The organism is Legionella maioricensis, assembly GCF_023618015.1.
In the GTDB taxonomy this organism is placed as follows: domain Bacteria; phylum Pseudomonadota; class Gammaproteobacteria; order Legionellales; family Legionellaceae; genus Legionella; species Legionella maioricensis.
The window spans coordinates 74755-89713 of record NZ_JAJKBJ010000005.1; the positions used below are offsets into that span (position 1 = coordinate 74755).

The following is a 14959-nucleotide window of genomic DNA, read 5'->3' on the forward strand; positions in this document are numbered from 1 at the left end:
TTCGAGTATCCGCGTTTTACGTTGGTGACTGGTTCATATGAATTATTTTTCTTTAATGAAAAACGATTTCATTACCATGCTCAGTTTGTAACTCCTCATCACCTATTTCCGGTACAACGAGAGTTGTATCCAATAATCCAACTATTTCTTCACCACCTGATGGGGGGCTTACGTCTTCAAGACCAACATTTTCTTCCATCCCAACAGCGTCCTCTCCTTCTATCCCTCCGGCTTCTACTTCCGCTGTCTCTTCGCCTGCCTCGCCTGAATCACCTGCCTCGCCTGAGTCACCTGAATCCTCCGAATCCAGGCTATTGTTTTCGTCTGTCAGATTTACGTCCGGAGGGAATTGCGCATTGGTAATACCCTGAGGTGTTACCAGAATACTGCTACCTGGGCCGAAAATCGCATCGCCTACTTTCACGTGTCCCTCAGACACATTTACATAGGTTTGACGTCTACTTTTCACATCAACAGCATATTTTGTTCCTAGTATTGCAAGAGCCGTCACCGGAGTTTTAAGTGTTTCTTTGGTTTTTCCTGTTGTTTTTGAAAAAATGACGCCTGTACTTAGCTCCGCTTTAATTTGAACATCCTTTGGATTAGGGGAGTAGGCCAGAATTTTATAATTACTCTTTGGGCCAATATTGACCAGAGTACCATTTAAATACTTGATGTTAGCTTGCGCACCTTCAGAAGTCTGAATTGCATCACCAGGTTCTAGTGAAGAACCGCGGGAGAGGGTACGGGTAGTGCCATTGTGGCTAGCAACGACCCTATTCGATGTAGATAATACGGTGGCCACTTTCTGGGCAAAAATATTAGTGGCGGCAAATATAAAACAAAATAAAACTAATTTTTTCATACTCTTCCCTGTTTTGTACTTAAAACACATTCTCCTGTTAAGCACTTTAAGCTTCTTATCAGGCACACTCTATGCTCAGACTGAGATTACTCCAAGTAAAGCGGGTACACGCAGGGTTACATACTTGTTTATTCTCTGATATTTATATAAATAACAAAATTTATACGTTGCTAGCTTAAGTGAACAATAATGTCATTGTCAATATAAATGGACTCCCAAAAAAGGCGCAGTGGGACCCGGTGGTAAAGGGGCTTTCGACGTCTGTTCTAAATACCCTCTATTTCAATTTCAAAGTGATGTAATAAATTTATTACATCAGGCATGGAGTACTTTCCTTTACGAATATCATTTTCTTTGGGATTGATGTTATAGTTAATGGCCTCCATAAAATTTGCCGCGTATAGTTTGCTGTGCATGAACAAGCTGTTTTGGAAATCGGTTAATATAAAAATTCCATTGGATAAATCACATCCCCTAAAATCGACGTCATGAGCTTTGCATTCTTCAATGATAATTTCTCTCAATTCTAATTCAAAGAAACTCGAGTGGCTTATATTGGATTTATAAATTTTGATTGGGCTGGTTAAGTTTATATTAGGCCACTTGGCTTGGGTCCAGTTAATTCCAATTAATTTAGATTCATCAAAAACAGTATCAGAAAACGAAGTATATTTAAATTGAACAGAACTTAGATTACATAACTTGAACTCACAATCAACAAATTTACAGGAGTGAAACAGTGTTTCAATGAAACTGGATCGGGTAAAGGTGCAATTTTCAAATAGTTTATTTTTTAGCTCTGCTGCATCCAGTTTTAAATCTGAAAAGCTAATATCATAAAATTCATCTTGCTGAAAAATGTCAATGTTGATTTTATTATTCATTAAATTGCTCCAAAAGAATCTGAATTGGAAATTTCTGGGGATGGGCTGATTAGAGCACCCAAAGACATTAATCCGAATTATATTGTATAGAAGATTGTTTAAGTGAATTGTTCAGGGTAGTTATTTCTAATTTTTAATTTAAATCGCCAGAAAAGTAATAGGACACTGACGCTGGCACCTAATACCATTCCCCACCAAAGGCCTGTTCCATAGAAATTCAAACGAGTTGTTAGCAGGTATCCAATAGGTAAGGCAATACCCCAAAAACTAATAATAGAGATGAGTAAAGTAAAACGAGTGTCTTTCAACGCGCGCAGGGCACCAAAAAGAGCTATCCTCATGGCTTCAAATAGTTGAAATAGCGCACACACAGATAACAGCTGGGTTGCGAGATGTACCAGTTCAAAATTATTAGCATTGCGGACATCAAAATCAATTGAAATTAACGTCGAAGGAATACTCCAATATAAAATGCCTATGATGATCATGAGAAAAGCAGACAAGCAAATACCAACATAGCAGGCTCGTTCTGCTGACGCTATATCCCGGGCCCCTAATAAATGCCCCATACGTACCGTTACTGCTTGCGCAATAGAGAAAATGAGCGACATTAAAGTGCCCATGTATTGTAAAACAATTTGATTCGCCGCCAGTAATTGACTGCTTAAAGAACCCATTATTAGCGTTAAGGCGAAGAAAAATCCTACTTCAACGCAGTACATGAGCCCCATAGGGGTACCTATTTTAAATAATTCCATTACATAAGATTGTTTCGTCGGAGTTAATAAAGAGTGTAGATAGGCTCTATATTGTTTGTTAAATACAACATAGGTGGTCAAGAAAAAAAAGGAAATCCAGTAACTGATGGAGGTTCCCCATCCAGCTCCTGCTATTCCAAGGGAGGGAAATCCGCATTTACCGAAAATAAGCGCGAAGCTCAGAAAAACAGTAAGCGAGACAGAAAGAATGCTAAACACTAAAAGGACTCGTGCATGTCCTAAACCCACAATAAATTGCAGTAGGGCAAACATTAGGAAATTGGGTAATAGCCCCCACGCCAAGGCGTGCAAATAAGCCTCGGCAAGCTGAACTACAGCAGGATTTTGTCCGAGTAGCATGAATATAGGGGATAAATTCCAAAATAAAATAAATGAAGGAATGGCCAGTATAATAGCTAGCCATATACCATCTCGCACCACTAATGAGATTCCTTCATTGTCTTTTTCCCCATATTTATGGGCAACCAGGATGTTTATGGAGCCTAATATTCCAATGAGGATGACCAGGAAGGTACCGAATAACCAGCTAACCAGTGCCCCTGCAGCTAATACTTCAGAACCTAAACGAGCCAAAAATATAGTTTCAAAAAAATAGGTGGAAGATTGAAGCAAACCAGTCAGGGTAAGAGGTATTGCCAATAGCAACAATGGATAGAAATTTTTTTTGAACAACTTCATTAAGAACCTTCCAAAAATAAATAAAGATTATGGGGCAGCGAATTCCAGTTCAATTGAAATAAATGTTTTCTATAAGTTTTACAATGTAGCCCGGCTGCAAGCCGCCAGGCTACGGTTTTACCCTGGATTTGGGGGCACATCATCCTGGTTTTTTTTCTAAAGAAGAGGCTTTCTTAGAAAGTAAAAAACCGAGTCTTTTTTAAATCCATGACGTTCAAATTCAATTTTGAAACCTAGTTTTTTATAAAAACCAAGCGCTTCCCAATCCATAGTATTCACCGTTGCAAAGGTACAGTCTTTTTCTTTTCCAAATTGTTCGGCGGCATGAACCAGTTTTGTGCCTAAACCCTTATTCCTTAGGTGTTCGATTAACCAGAGTTGATCAATGTACAGGCAACCGTAAAGGTTACAGCCCGAACATCCCCCTAAAATTTTATTTTGCTCATCACGAATAAAAAAAGTAAAAAAATCAATAGGATTATGACCTTTTACTTGTAGAGCATAGTCCATAATACCCCTGCCCAGCACTTGGAGGTCATCGGGATTTGGGTTCGTTTCAAATGATATTTGGTAAGTCATAGGCGCTTTTAATGGGGAAGTATAAAATTACAACAATAGCAATAATCATTTCATCAGGGAATTAGTTTCTGGATTATTTATACCATAGTTTATATTATTGTGTCATAACCCAAATTAATGGAACGTTTCTATGACGCAACAGTTGTGTATGCACTGTTATATTTCTGGTAAAGTTCAGGGAGTATGGTTTCGAGCCACTACTAAAGAGCAAGCCGAAAAACTAAACATCAATGGATGGGTGCGTAATTTATCCGATGGTAGGGTAGAAGTGTTTGCATGTGGGATAGACAGTCAACTGGAGCAATTTTATGACTGGTTAAAACAGGGGCCGCCTCTCGCTAAAGTAAGTGAATGTACTCGTGAAAATGGACCATGGGAACATTATCCAAGATTTGCTATTTTATAGAGCTAATTATCGTTTGTCTTCTGAGTAGATTCTGTTAGTTATTGCAACCCATTCTGTACATTTTTTGTTGCTTAGCGCTGAGTATTTATACGTATTGTTGTTATTTGTGTGTGTTTGTATAATAAATGTATCGTTAATCGTAATACAAACATTACTAATCTCAGTACTGTTACCAAGTATCAGGAGCATTCTAACATGAGTCACTATAAACGTATTTTTATTGTCGGACAGACTGGAGCCGGCAAAGCACTGGTTGCTAAGACCTTAGCTGAAAAACTTGACTGGCAGTTTATTGATGCTGATTTTGGATTGGAATTTAATATTGGGCGTGACTTGAATGAAATACTGGGTAATCAGGGGAAAGAGGCTTTTTATGAGTGTCAATCTGAAATATTGGCTGCTCTATTGAAAAAAGAGAATATTGTTGTAGCAACTGATGGCAGCATTGCTTGTAGTGAAAAAAATCGCCAGTTATTATCATCGGAGTTTGTCGTTTTTTTGGATGTCAGTACACCCATTCAAATAGAGCGCACCGCGCGCAATTCGGCGTCACTATTACCAATAGCCGATCTTAAGGTATTTTTTGATAAATTCCATAAGGAGCGCGATGGTTTTTATGAAGATCTTAGCAGCATGACTGTTGATAGTGACGACAGCGCCCTTGAAAAACATGTACTTAGTATTATCGACAGCGTATTAAAGGATAAAGAGGCAAAAACAGTAGACGTCAATTTAACTCTAGATAAAAAAGATTTAGTGCACTTTCATAAAAAGCTGCACACTCCTGTGCATTTATCTGAGCAGCAGGCTCTATGTCTTAAACTATTGGCCCAAGGAAAAACTTCCAAAGTAATTGCCCGTGATTTGAAGATTTCTTATCGAACAGTAGAAGGTACTATTGCAAAAACAATGGAGCTTTTGGGCTGTTCTTCTAGTAAGGAGTTGATTGCTTTGTATTATGATCGCTCTTAATCCTTGAAATAGGCTCCTCTCGGAAAAAGAGGAGCCTATTTGTACTGTCTTTGCACTTTTTGAGGGCCCATGATTTTAGGCCTTATTTATAGTTGCTAACTCGTGCTTGTAACTCAAAAAAAAGTGATGTTTGAAAAAAATAGAGAAAAAATTATTTCAATACAATGAGTATTAATACTATAAAAAATGCTTGACCATATAGCAGTTAAAGAATACTTTTAAATCCCCCAATTTATACCGTTGATTCCTATGAAGATCTATTTTCCTGATATAACTTTTAATAGTGCCCCACTCGTTTGGGACTATGATGAAAAAACCAATAGAGCCATATGCACGTTTCTCACTACAGAAAAAGTTGAAAACAGTCACGCTGTTTTACGGGAATTAAACGGCAAACAATATCTTGGAATAACGCTTACTGCAGAATCGGCAATTATTGAAGACTTTGCTTCTTTTGTTCAAACATATCAATCAAAGCGGCTTCTGTCTAAATCTAAATCGTTTGGCAGAGAGCTTTTATTGGATGCGCATCGGGAGGCGACGCGTAATACCCCGTTTCACAATTCTGATTCAAAAGAACCAAACAGGGGAGGAGCAATCAGTGTGCGTTCGATTAATGAGACGCATCCTGTTGTGCCTATTTCTCCCAGTGCAGGGGCGTCTGTAGTGCCAAAAGAGAAACCGCCACGCTCCACATCAAGTAAGACTTTAAATTCCAGTAAATCTCAAGTCTCTGAAAAACCAAGTCATTCGCCTTACTCTATGTTTGGACAATCCAAAAACTCTTATGAATCCATACTCTTGGAAGATTTAATCGTTAAACGAGAAGATCCTGGCCTGTGGGGCGATACGGTGGGATATAAGAGTTATTTTATGGAAAAAACCGAGCAAGATCGTTCAGAGCGAGCGGAAATCTATTTAAGAAATGAATCTTCTTTTTATAAAAATAATCAGTACCTTCTTAACGATAATATTTGCCCAATTAAATCAGAAATCATTATCCTTATAGAGCAAGTACTTAAAGAGGAACTGGATCCCGCATATCAGCAGTGGAAAAAAGAACAGGGTGATAAATTAACTCCCCAAATTTTGCAGGAGTTATTTAAATATTTCCGTGGTGCTGTATTAAATGCGATGACTAATGAGTCTTTTAATAAAGAACTAACCGAATATGAGGTCTTATCTGACGAAGAGCGGCATCGTAAATTCCGTGCCAATATGCCTCGTTACCATGCTGCGAATCATGAAGTAAGAAAAGACCGAGCTCGTTTAATGATGTTGGACTGGTTGGTTCTGTTTGATGAATCCCAGCCCTTGGAGTTAGGTTCCATAGACTTCTTATCTGCTAAAGCCATTAAGATGCTGGCCTCATTTAAGGAATGTCTCACAAAAGATCCTAAGTGCGTTCAACGTCTTACGGAATTGTTTGGCTGCCTGGAAGCATTATTGATTAAATCAGGTGAGGTGGAACGAGACAATAAAATGTTAACTGATGAGTTGCATGTCCAACTTGCTGACAAAAGAATGAATATTGGCGATTATTCTTCGCTTTGCAATACAGTGAGAATATTCCTTACCAATGCAAATCAATCTCTTGGCAAAAAACATACAGTGCCTGATGCCTTATACCAAAAAATTGCTCAACAAATTGTATGGAAAGTAATTAAATCATTAATTGCAGATGCTGAGTTTAATAAGGTTCCTCATACAGCTAAAATTCGAAGCTCAGATAATGATCTCTATCTAAATCAGGATTGGACTGGTGAAATTGATAGTCATCTTTGGCATATGTCTTTGGATAAAATAGCAAAAGATCTGGATTTGTCTAAAAAAACATCAACTAGTATGGACGACATTAAGGATATGCCTTGGGGTAAAATAGCAACCTATCTAGAGGTGTCTAAAAAATCATCTGTCAGTCAGAAAGACATTGAGGATATGCATTGGGATAAAATAGTAAAACAGATAATGGAGTCTAAGAAAGGCGCGGCCAGTATGGAGTTAATCGCGGATAAGATTTCTCAGATCATCAGAATGAAAGGAAAGATATGTTCATCTCAGAAATTTGCTGGTGCGGAAGAAACTAATTCGGCTTCTCTGGAGGAGCGTGCCGGCACTCCTGAAGACAGGCAAACATTAAATATGTGAAAAGGTGGTGTTACGGCTTTATTTATCGAGGCAGAAAAATAATTATACATAATTATTAAATCGAGATGCAGGTAGGGAAGCTCTCTCTACCTGCGGGCTTTAATAAATTATTCTTGATCCTGATCTTGGCTTTGTTCTTTGCAACTTTCAGCTTTACTGGCCATTTTATCTTGCCATTTTTTAACCATATTTTGATAGGAAGCTTTTTGTTGTGGGTTAAGAAGCATATACATTTGATGTTTAGCGTTAACTTTCGCTTTCATCATATCGCTCATCAATTTTGTTTTCTTATCAATTAAGCCATCAACAGTTGCTTGATCCATATTATCAGATTGAATTTGCTGGTTGATTTGCATACGGATATCTTTAATTTGAGCCCAATTTGCTTGCATAGTTGTTTTCAATTGATCAAGAATTGGCATAATTTTAGCTTTTTGAGTTGCGTCAAGTTGAAAACTTGCAACCATTTTCTTCATTCCTTCACCGCAGTGGTTGGCAAAGGCTGTTTGACCGAGTACGAAAGAGAAGGTAACTGCAACAATCCATAATAGATTTTTTTTCATGATACTATCCTTAGTTAAGTTTAAAACCCTTAACAGTATAGATGCTAATTTTGATTTAGGGTAGTTTTGCCTGGTAAATTTTTTACTACAGTATTTTACTAGTTTAACATCGGTATTTTGTAAATTGATTCATGATAATAGTCAGGTGTACTATAAGGTCTCATCAGCCATAGATTGTGATTGTCATGAGTGATAAACGTTTGACTACCTGTTTGACGCCGGAACTTTCTTGCTCAAACATTAAAAAAAGCCTCTTTTTTTATACAGAGACTCTTGGTTTTACCATCCAGTATCAACGTAAAGAGACTTGGGGGAACGAAAAATTGCTGTTTAAGGTGTTTCAAATATAAAAGTTTAATTCGTATTAAGGAAAAGCAATGAATTATTTACATACTATGGTCAGAATTACAAATATTGAAGTTTCTCTTGATTTTTATTGTAATAAGTTGGGTTTAGTTGAAGTAAAGCGAACTGAAAATGCACAAGGACGTTATACTTTAATATTTTTGGCAGCTCCAGGAGATATAGAGCAAGTAAAGCGCTCAAAGGGGCCAATGATAGAGTTAACTTATAATTGGGATCCTGAGGAGTATTCCGGTGGGCGTAATTTTGGTCATCTCGCTTATTGCGTGGATAATATTTATGATACGTGCCAAAGGCTGCAAGCAGCTGGTATAGTAATTAACAGGCCACCTCGAGACGGCCATATGGCTTTTATTCGCTCACCAGATAATATTTCCATTGAATTATTACAAAAGGGCGAATCCTTACCCAGGCAAGAACCATGGATGTCAGCACCTAATATTGGGCAGTGGTGAGGTGGCATTATTAACTGTAGGTCTGGTTTGTTTGCAATAAGAGTAACAGTCGATTAAATTATGAAGTATTTATATTTTTTAATATTAGGCTTTTTGATGAGCAACTCAACTGTATCCGCTTTAACTATAGTCAATATAGAACAACCTGAGTATCTCCATGTTTTAAAATCGCAAGCGCAACCCGTTCACTTTCCTCTCAATCAAACCGATCTTGATTTGATTGAGGCGATGAAAAATAAATTGAATGAATTAAGCGGAGTAGGGCTTGCCGCTCCCCAAGTCAATTACCCAAAGCAGATCCTCGCTATTTATATACCCGAGGACGCCGCGCTTTTAAGAGAGAATGTCAGTCCTTATCCAATGCATGTGATGATTAACCCTTCATATGAGGCCGTTCCAGGTACCCGTATTAGATATGACTTTGAGGCTTGTTATTCTGTGCCCGATAAAGCAGGTAAGGTGCCTCGATTTGACGAAATTAAATTGAGTTACTTTGATGAGTCGGGACAGCATCACCAACGAGTGGAGCAGGGGTTTTATGCTCGGGTCATTCAACATGAAATCGATCATTTAAATGGCGTATTAATCGTTGATCGTTTGTCGCCAGATTGTGTGCAAGGTACTATGGAAGAAATGATGGTACTACGTCGTTCTGAATTGTCAGAAGAAAAACGAATTCTGTTTGATAAGCTACTTCAAAAAAAATTGAAAACTCAGCATGAGTCATGAGGATCTTAATAAATGCCCAATCTTGTCTTCTTGCATCCTCAAAATTGACTATTCTTAATATAAGGGATGCTTGGTTTACATCAAAAAACAATTGAGGTGGAAGTTTTTGAAAACTCAACTGCCCATGTCTTCAAATGTCCAAGCTTAAGGAGATTTTATTATGAGTAAGTCTCATACTTCATGAAAACTATACGCATTATTCATAATAGGAAAATAAGGAGAGCAATTATGAAAAAAAGCCTTTTAGTTTTAATAGCACTATTTGCTTTATCTTCTGTAAGTGCGGCTGCCCCTGACAGAGGAATTTCTGACGAGATAAACTATCAAATAGCCGATAATACTAGTACTGGTTCAGGCAATGGCACAGGCACTGCTAATGGGTTGGGCGGTTTCAATAGTACGGGCTCTGGTAATGGTTCAGGTACTGCTAACGGATTGGGCGGCTTCAATAGCACTGGCTCGGGCAATGGAACAGGTACGGCTAATGGTTTAGGTGGAGTTACCAGTACTGGCTCAGGTAATGGAACAGGCACTAGTAATTGAATGGGAAGTGGTCAATAAAAAATAAATCCGGTGAGCTGAGATCACCGGATTTCGATCTTATTCCCTCAAATTAACAAGTATATTGAACTCCTAAGACTAAGGCATTTATAGTCGGATTCAAATTATTAGAATTCAAATTGCTGGCCAAGGTAGCGGCGTCAAGGAATCCTGTAGTTTTAGGAGTAGAACCCAAAGCAAAAATATAGGCGCCAGTTAATGACCAATTACTATCAAAATTGTAAGAAGCGCCTAGTTTTATCTCAGGTAACGCCGCGGTATGATTGACCTTTGAGGTAAAGCCAGTTATCAGCGGAAAGGCTGGATCAGCGAATGCAACTGAAGTTTTAATTTGCATGTTTTGTATTAAAGCGCCTCCTTTTAGGAAAAGGCTATAATTGGGTTGGATGTAGCCAATGCCTATAAGCGCATCAAAACCGGTCAAAGTATGCTGCATGGTTAAATCACCAAATCCTGTGAAATCGGGTTTAAGAGTAGTCCGACCATAGTAGCCCCAACCTAATTCACTAGTCACAGCAAATAGATCGTCCATCATAAAAAGCATTCCGGCAGATAGGATTCCAGTATAATGTTGGGAGCTTTTAATTGATGCTAAAGCCTGATTGAATCCAACGATATTAAAATTATAATTATCAATTGTATTCATGGTGTAACCACCTTCAAGTGCGATAAAGCCAGCATTTGAATAAGGTTGATCTCCCATACCACCGGCATGGACAAGAGCGCTACAAGATAAGGCAGAAATTAGAGAGAGCAGGGTTATTTTTTTCATAATTGAGTAAATCATTCCATTTTAATTATTATTGTTAAAACTCGAATAATTTAAAACAGTTAATCATTAATTACCAGTAAAATTCACAGTGAATTTATATGGTCATGAAATTGAGGACTATAAGCAACTTGATAACTAATAAAGCAGGCTATTTGAGGCTTATTATACATGTAGTTATACAGGCTATTCACAAAGATATACACACAATTTGTGGATAACTTGTAGTTGTCGCGTAATGTTTTAATGATATTCAATACCAGCAATTATATGCCCCAATTGCAAGCCAGCATTGTAAAACCGGTTTCCTCCAAGCAAGCACGTAACGAGCTAATGGAATCGCACGCTACCGTCCATCACACAAGAATTCGATATTTGCGTATAAATAATGTACAATTAGAGGTTGATTTTACCGGAGTTGTTTTATGACAAAAGAGACAACAGAGTTTTCCTTAGACGACATATTACCTAAAGACATCGTAACGCTTATTTCGTGTCATTTAGATAAAACTGATGAGCTTCAAGAAACAAAAAGTCTTCGCAGGAGATACTTTCCACTCTTTCGTACGGACGTCATACAAACCAATCGCATCCTGGCCAGATTAACCCAGTACGCTTTTGAAGGGAATATTGCACAAATCAGGAGCCTACTTAAAATACGTCCTGATTTAAGGATACAAGTACTATTCACTCTGGCTGGTTTGGGGGGCACAAGAGGAGATGGAGTCTATACTAAAAGACCATCCTGAAGACTTACTCGTATCTCGCCGTTTAAGAGATATTTCAGGAGCAGAATTTAACAGCATCACTTTATTGCAACATGCGATGTGGGCTAAAGACGTACGCTATATGGCCAATATGATGCTCGATTGTCTGCCTAAAAATGAACAAGGCGAACAGATTCGACTTGAGTTGGTGCGCCAATATGAAGAGCTAATGGCCAAAGGCCTGGTCTATAAATTAAAGGGAGAGTGGCATGAGAATGAACGTCACTTTAATTTACAGTCCTTAAAAACAGCTCTTAACACCTATGTAACGAATCATAATAATTGGTCAGAGGAACAGCGAAGAGAGCACTGGTGCACTGTCGTTGGTTTGGTTCAGACTCTGATTCCGGCACACATACGCCATCATTATTGCGATCCTGAAGAAGCCTTTTGGGATAATACAAATTTTGCGAAACCCAAGTTGACGCGTCTGCTTGGAGTCTATAGCTGGGACTCGACTGAATTGCAACTTTGGTCGGAATCATTGGTTGGTCTTGGATCATCTTTTGGAATTTACCATGCGGTGGGCTTTGAGATGAGGTGGCACAATGCGCTAAGCGTGGGGCAGCCAACCATGCACGTAGAAAAGTGCATCGCATCGAATTTGGCAGCCTTGACAGCCTTGGATGAAACGCGGACTGGAGTCGACTTGCCTGCACTTATAGAGCGACTGTACACTCCGATTCACAATTTGGAGGATGACTTGGATGCTCAGGGTATCAAGCTTTAGCCTCGAGCAGCAATCCCGCCACAAGCCTGCGGCGGGAGAGAAGAAGTAGGTACCACTGACGATACCTCATGGTGATAGCCAAGCTTAATGAGCGCTAAACTCCAATACCCCATTTTTATAAGTTACTTTAATTGTTTCTCCAGATTTAAATTTTCCTGTTAATAAGGCCTGAGCCAATGGATTTTCCAGTTTTTGTTGAATAGTACGTTTCAACGGTCTTGCTCCATAAACAGGGTCAAATCCCGCTTCCGCCAAGTGTTCAAGAGCTTCAGGGGAGACATCAAGATGGATATCCTGTTGTTTTAAACGTTTATGTAAATAGGCTATTTGGATTGCCGCTATTTTGGCAATTTGTTCTTTTGCTAAGGAATGGAATACCACTGTTTCATCGATACGATTAATGAATTCAGGTCTAAAATGTTGGCTGACCAACTCCATAACCGCTTCTTTAATTTGATCGTAGTTGAATTTGCTACCCATTTCTTGAATAAGCTGAGAACCCAAATTGGAGGTCATGACAATGACTGTATTGCGAAAATCAACAGTACGTCCTTGGCCGTCAGTTAAGCGCCCGTCATCCATTACCTGGAGAAGTATATTAAAGACATCTGAGTGAGCTTTTTCTACTTCATCCAGTAAAATAACAGAATAGGGTCTGCGTCTTACGGCTTCGGTCAAATAGCCGCCTTCTTCGTAGCCTACATATCCAGGAGGAGCTCCGATTAATCGAGCAACGGAATGTTTTTCCATGAATTCGGACATATCAATACGCACCATGGCTTCTTCAGTATCAAAAAGGAATGAAGCTAATGCCTTACATAATTCCGTTTTACCGACCCCCGTAGGTCCCAGGAAAAGGAAGGAGCCAATAGGGCGGTTAGGATCGGATAACCCGGCTCTTGAACGTCTGATGGCGTTGGCAACAGCATCGACTGCCTCATTTTGGCCAATGAGTCGGTTATGCAGCACTTCCTCCATTTTAAGCAGTTTTTCTTTTTCCCCTTCCATCATTTTAGCTACCGGGATTCCAGTCCATTTGGAAACTACTTCTGCGATTTCATCTTCAGTTACTTTATTGCGCACCAATTTGTTTTCCATGGCATCTTCTGCAGCAACCTGGCTTAGTCTTTTTTCAAGTTCAGGAATACGCCCATATTGTAATTCAGACATACGACTTAAGTCGCCTGCTCTTCTGGCCGTTTCCATTTCCTGTTTTGCCTGCTCAAGGGCTTCTTTAATTTGAGTAGACCCTTGCATGGTTGCTTTTTCAGCTTTCCATATTTCTTCCAAATCAGAATAGGATTGTTCCAGCTCATCAATGCTGTGTTGTAAATCCTGAAGTCTTTTCTTGGAAGCTTCATCATTTTCTTTTTTAAGCGCTTCTCGTTCTATTTTTAATTGAATCAATCGACGCTCCAGCTTATCCATACTTTCTGGTTTAGAATCTATTTCCATGCGAATTAAACTTCCCGCCTCATCAATTAAATCGATGGCTTTGTCTGGTAATTGTCTGTCACTAATGTATCGATGTGATAAAGTAGCAGCAGCTACAATTGCCGGGTCGGTAATTTCTACTCCATGGTGGACTTCATAACGTTCTTTCAAACCACGTAAGATGGCTATGGTATCCTCAACGCTAGGTTCATCGACCAGAACTTTTTGAAACCGTCGTTCAAGGGCTGCATCTTTTTCAATATATTGTCTGTATTCATCTAAGGTGGTCGCGCCAATACAATGTAACTCGCCGCGTGCCAGAGCGGGTTTAAGCATATTGCCTGCATCCATGGCGCCTTCAGCTTTTCCAGCCCCAACCATGGTATGAATCTCATCAATGAATAAAATAATCTGACCTTCCTGCTTTGCCAAATCATTAAGGACCGCTTTTAATCGCTCCTCAAATTCACCACGGAATTTTGCCCCTGCTATAAGTGCGCCCATGTCCAGGGAAAGCAACCGTTTATTTTTTAGTCCCTCAGGAACCTCTCCATTAATAATTCTTTGGGCTAAACCTTCGACTATCGCTGTTTTGCCTACGCCAGGCTCACCAATTAACACAGGATTATTTTTAGTCCGTCTTTGCAAGACTTGAATGGTGCGTCGTATTTCATCATCACGACCAATAACCGGATCCAATTTCCCTTGTTCAGCTCGTTCTGTTAAATCCAGAGTGTATTTTTCCAGGGCTTGTCGCTGCTCCTCTGCATTAGCATCGTTAACGGTTTCACCACCGCGCAATTCATTAATTGCTTTTTCTATGGCTTTTGTATCCCCGCCGCTTTGCTTTAACATCTTAGCAAGAGAACTGTCCTCGCTGATTGCGGCCAAAACAAATAGCTCGCTAGAGATAAAACTATCTTTTCTTTGTTGGGATAATTTATCGGTGAGATTAAGTAAGCGATTCAGGGAGTTCGAAATATGAATATCACCTCCAGTACCAGATACTTTGGGAAGTTTCTCTAAGGATTGATCTATAAGCGTTCTTAGTAAAGGTATATTGACTCCAGCTTTGCTAAGTAATGGCCTACAGCTTCCACCCTGTTGATCTAACAAGGCTTTCATTAAATGTTCAGGTTCTATAAACCCATTATCTCTTCCGAGTGCCAGGGATTGAGCATCGGCGAGCGCCATTTGAAATTTTGAGGTCAGTTTATCCATTCTCATAGCTTAAGCCTTATTATAATTATTAGGGTATTAATTCTTGTCTACCTACC

General features: G+C 39.1%; 15 protein-coding genes. 8 read left to right on the plus strand and 7 right to left on the minus strand.

Annotation, left to right across the window (positions count from 1 at the left end; genetic code table 11):
* Positions 1–52 precede the first annotated feature (52 nt).
* From LOX96_RS06085 to LOX96_RS06100, 4 genes are all read right to left on the minus strand, one after another.
* Positions 53–865 (minus strand): FecR family protein, encoded by an 813-nt coding sequence (locus LOX96_RS06085; RefSeq protein WP_250421852.1) that lies wholly within the window; start codon positions 863–865, stop codon positions 53–55.
* Between the two features lie 266 nt (positions 866–1131).
* Positions 1132–1749, minus strand: a complete 618-nt coding sequence (locus tag LOX96_RS06090) for a pentapeptide repeat-containing protein (protein ID WP_250421853.1) — start codon at positions 1747–1749, stop codon at positions 1132–1134.
* A 98-nt stretch (positions 1750–1847) separates the two neighbouring features.
* Positions 1848–3206 (minus strand): MATE family efflux transporter, encoded by a 1359-nt coding sequence (locus tag LOX96_RS06095; protein ID WP_250421854.1) that lies wholly within the window; start codon positions 3204–3206, stop codon positions 1848–1850.
* A gap of 156 nt (positions 3207–3362) precedes the next feature.
* Positions 3363–3716, minus strand: a complete 354-nt coding sequence (locus tag LOX96_RS06100) for a GNAT family N-acetyltransferase (protein ID WP_250421855.1) — start codon at positions 3714–3716, stop codon at positions 3363–3365.
* A 199-nt stretch (positions 3717–3915) separates the two neighbouring features.
* On the opposite strand from LOX96_RS06100, the gene LOX96_RS06105 reads away from it, so the two are divergent.
* From LOX96_RS06105 to LOX96_RS06115, 3 genes are all read left to right on the plus strand, one after another.
* On the plus strand, positions 3916–4191 hold the full coding sequence (locus tag LOX96_RS06105; protein ID WP_250421856.1) for an acylphosphatase: 276 nt from the start codon (positions 3916–3918) through the stop codon (positions 4189–4191).
* Positions 4192–4386: 195 nt separating this feature from the next.
* Entirely contained in the window at positions 4387–5163 is a 777-nt protein-coding gene (locus tag LOX96_RS06110) for a shikimate kinase (protein WP_250421857.1), read from the plus strand.
* Between the two features lie 249 nt (positions 5164–5412).
* Complete coding sequence (locus LOX96_RS06115; RefSeq protein WP_250421858.1) at positions 5413–7311, plus strand: hypothetical protein; 1899 nt, start codon at positions 5413–5415, stop codon at positions 7309–7311.
* 107 nt (positions 7312–7418) lie between these two features.
* Here LOX96_RS06115 and LOX96_RS06120 read toward each other — a convergent pair whose 3' ends face one another.
* Positions 7419–7874, minus strand: coding sequence for a Spy/CpxP family protein refolding chaperone (locus tag LOX96_RS06120; RefSeq protein WP_250421859.1), 456 nt, complete (start codon positions 7872–7874; stop codon positions 7419–7421).
* 377 nt (positions 7875–8251) lie between these two features.
* Here LOX96_RS06120 and LOX96_RS06125 point away from each other — a divergent pair, with 377 nt between their 5' ends.
* The 3 genes from LOX96_RS06125 to LOX96_RS06135 all read left to right on the plus strand — a co-directional run bounded on the left by LOX96_RS06125 (position 8252) and on the right by LOX96_RS06135 (position 9964).
* Positions 8252–8692 (plus strand): VOC family protein, encoded by a 441-nt coding sequence (locus LOX96_RS06125; RefSeq protein WP_250421860.1) that lies wholly within the window; start codon positions 8252–8254, stop codon positions 8690–8692.
* Between the two features lie 96 nt (positions 8693–8788).
* A complete protein-coding gene (gene def, locus LOX96_RS06130) occupies positions 8789–9421 on the plus strand; it encodes a peptide deformylase (RefSeq protein WP_348645841.1) in 633 nt (210 codons plus the stop codon).
* 228 nt (positions 9422–9649) lie between these two features.
* Positions 9650–9964, plus strand: coding sequence for a hypothetical protein (locus tag LOX96_RS06135; RefSeq protein WP_250421879.1), 315 nt, complete (start codon positions 9650–9652; stop codon positions 9962–9964).
* A gap of 70 nt (positions 9965–10034) precedes the next feature.
* Here the strand turns inward: LOX96_RS06135 and LOX96_RS06140 are convergent, their stop codons facing one another.
* The gene (locus tag LOX96_RS06140) at positions 10035–10754 is read right to left on the minus strand and encodes a hypothetical protein (RefSeq protein ID WP_250421862.1); all 720 of its coding nucleotides are present in this window, start codon (positions 10752–10754) and stop codon (positions 10035–10037) included.
* 422 nt (positions 10755–11176) lie between these two features.
* Here LOX96_RS06140 and LOX96_RS06145 point away from each other — a divergent pair, with 422 nt between their 5' ends.
* Together LOX96_RS06145 and LOX96_RS06150 are read left to right on the plus strand one after the other, a co-directional pair.
* Positions 11177–11500 carry a hypothetical protein gene (locus LOX96_RS06145; protein WP_250421863.1) on the plus strand — a complete coding sequence of 108 codons (324 nt, stop codon included), beginning with the start codon at positions 11177–11179 and terminating at the stop codon, positions 11498–11500.
* On the plus strand, positions 11472–12248 hold the full coding sequence (locus LOX96_RS06150) for a hypothetical protein (protein WP_250421865.1): 777 nt from the start codon (positions 11472–11474) through the stop codon (positions 12246–12248). Before LOX96_RS06145 ends, LOX96_RS06150 begins: the two co-directional genes overlap by 29 nt.
* 84 nt (positions 12249–12332) lie before the next feature.
* On the opposite strand, the gene clpB is transcribed toward LOX96_RS06150, so the two are convergent.
* Positions 12333–14909 (minus strand): ATP-dependent chaperone ClpB, encoded by a 2577-nt coding sequence (clpB, locus tag LOX96_RS06155; protein ID WP_250421867.1) that lies wholly within the window; start codon positions 14907–14909, stop codon positions 12333–12335.
* Positions 14910–14959 lie beyond the last annotated feature (50 nt).

What these genes read in the sequence shown, in the direction of transcription:
- LOX96_RS06085 (WP_250421852.1), bottom strand. Translation starts at nt 865, where the DNA reads ATGAAAAAATTAGTTTTATTTTGTTTTATATTTGCCGCCACTAATATT.
- LOX96_RS06090 (WP_250421853.1), bottom strand. Translation starts at nt 1,749, where the DNA reads ATGAATAATAAAATCAACATTGACATTTTTCAGCAAGATGAATTTTAT.
- LOX96_RS06095 (WP_250421854.1), bottom strand. Translation starts at nt 3,206, where the DNA reads ATGAAGTTGTTCAAAAAAAATTTCTATCCATTGTTGCTATTGGCAATA.
- LOX96_RS06100 (WP_250421855.1), bottom strand. Translation starts at nt 3,716, where the DNA reads ATGGACTATGCTCTACAAGTAAAAGGTCATAATCCTATTGATTTTTTT.
- LOX96_RS06105 (WP_250421856.1), top strand. Translation starts at nt 3,916, where the DNA reads ATGACGCAACAGTTGTGTATGCACTGTTATATTTCTGGTAAAGTTCAG.
- LOX96_RS06110 (WP_250421857.1), top strand. Translation starts at nt 4,387, where the DNA reads ATGAGTCACTATAAACGTATTTTTATTGTCGGACAGACTGGAGCCGGC.
- LOX96_RS06115 (WP_250421858.1), top strand. Translation starts at nt 5,413, where the DNA reads ATGAAGATCTATTTTCCTGATATAACTTTTAATAGTGCCCCACTCGTT.
- LOX96_RS06120 (WP_250421859.1), bottom strand. Translation starts at nt 7,874, where the DNA reads ATGAAAAAAAATCTATTATGGATTGTTGCAGTTACCTTCTCTTTCGTA.
- LOX96_RS06125 (WP_250421860.1), top strand. Translation starts at nt 8,252, where the DNA reads ATGAATTATTTACATACTATGGTCAGAATTACAAATATTGAAGTTTCT.
- def (WP_348645841.1), top strand. Translation starts at nt 8,789, where the DNA reads ATGAGCAACTCAACTGTATCCGCTTTAACTATAGTCAATATAGAACAA.
- LOX96_RS06135 (WP_250421879.1), top strand. Translation starts at nt 9,650, where the DNA reads ATGAAAAAAAGCCTTTTAGTTTTAATAGCACTATTTGCTTTATCTTCT.
- LOX96_RS06140 (WP_250421862.1), bottom strand. Translation starts at nt 10,754, where the DNA reads ATGAAAAAAATAACCCTGCTCTCTCTAATTTCTGCCTTATCTTGTAGC.
- LOX96_RS06145 (WP_250421863.1), top strand. Translation starts at nt 11,177, where the DNA reads ATGACAAAAGAGACAACAGAGTTTTCCTTAGACGACATATTACCTAAA.
- LOX96_RS06150 (WP_250421865.1), top strand. Translation starts at nt 11,472, where the DNA reads ATGGAGTCTATACTAAAAGACCATCCTGAAGACTTACTCGTATCTCGC.
- clpB (WP_250421867.1), bottom strand. Translation starts at nt 14,909, where the DNA reads ATGAGAATGGATAAACTGACCTCAAAATTTCAAATGGCGCTCGCCGAT.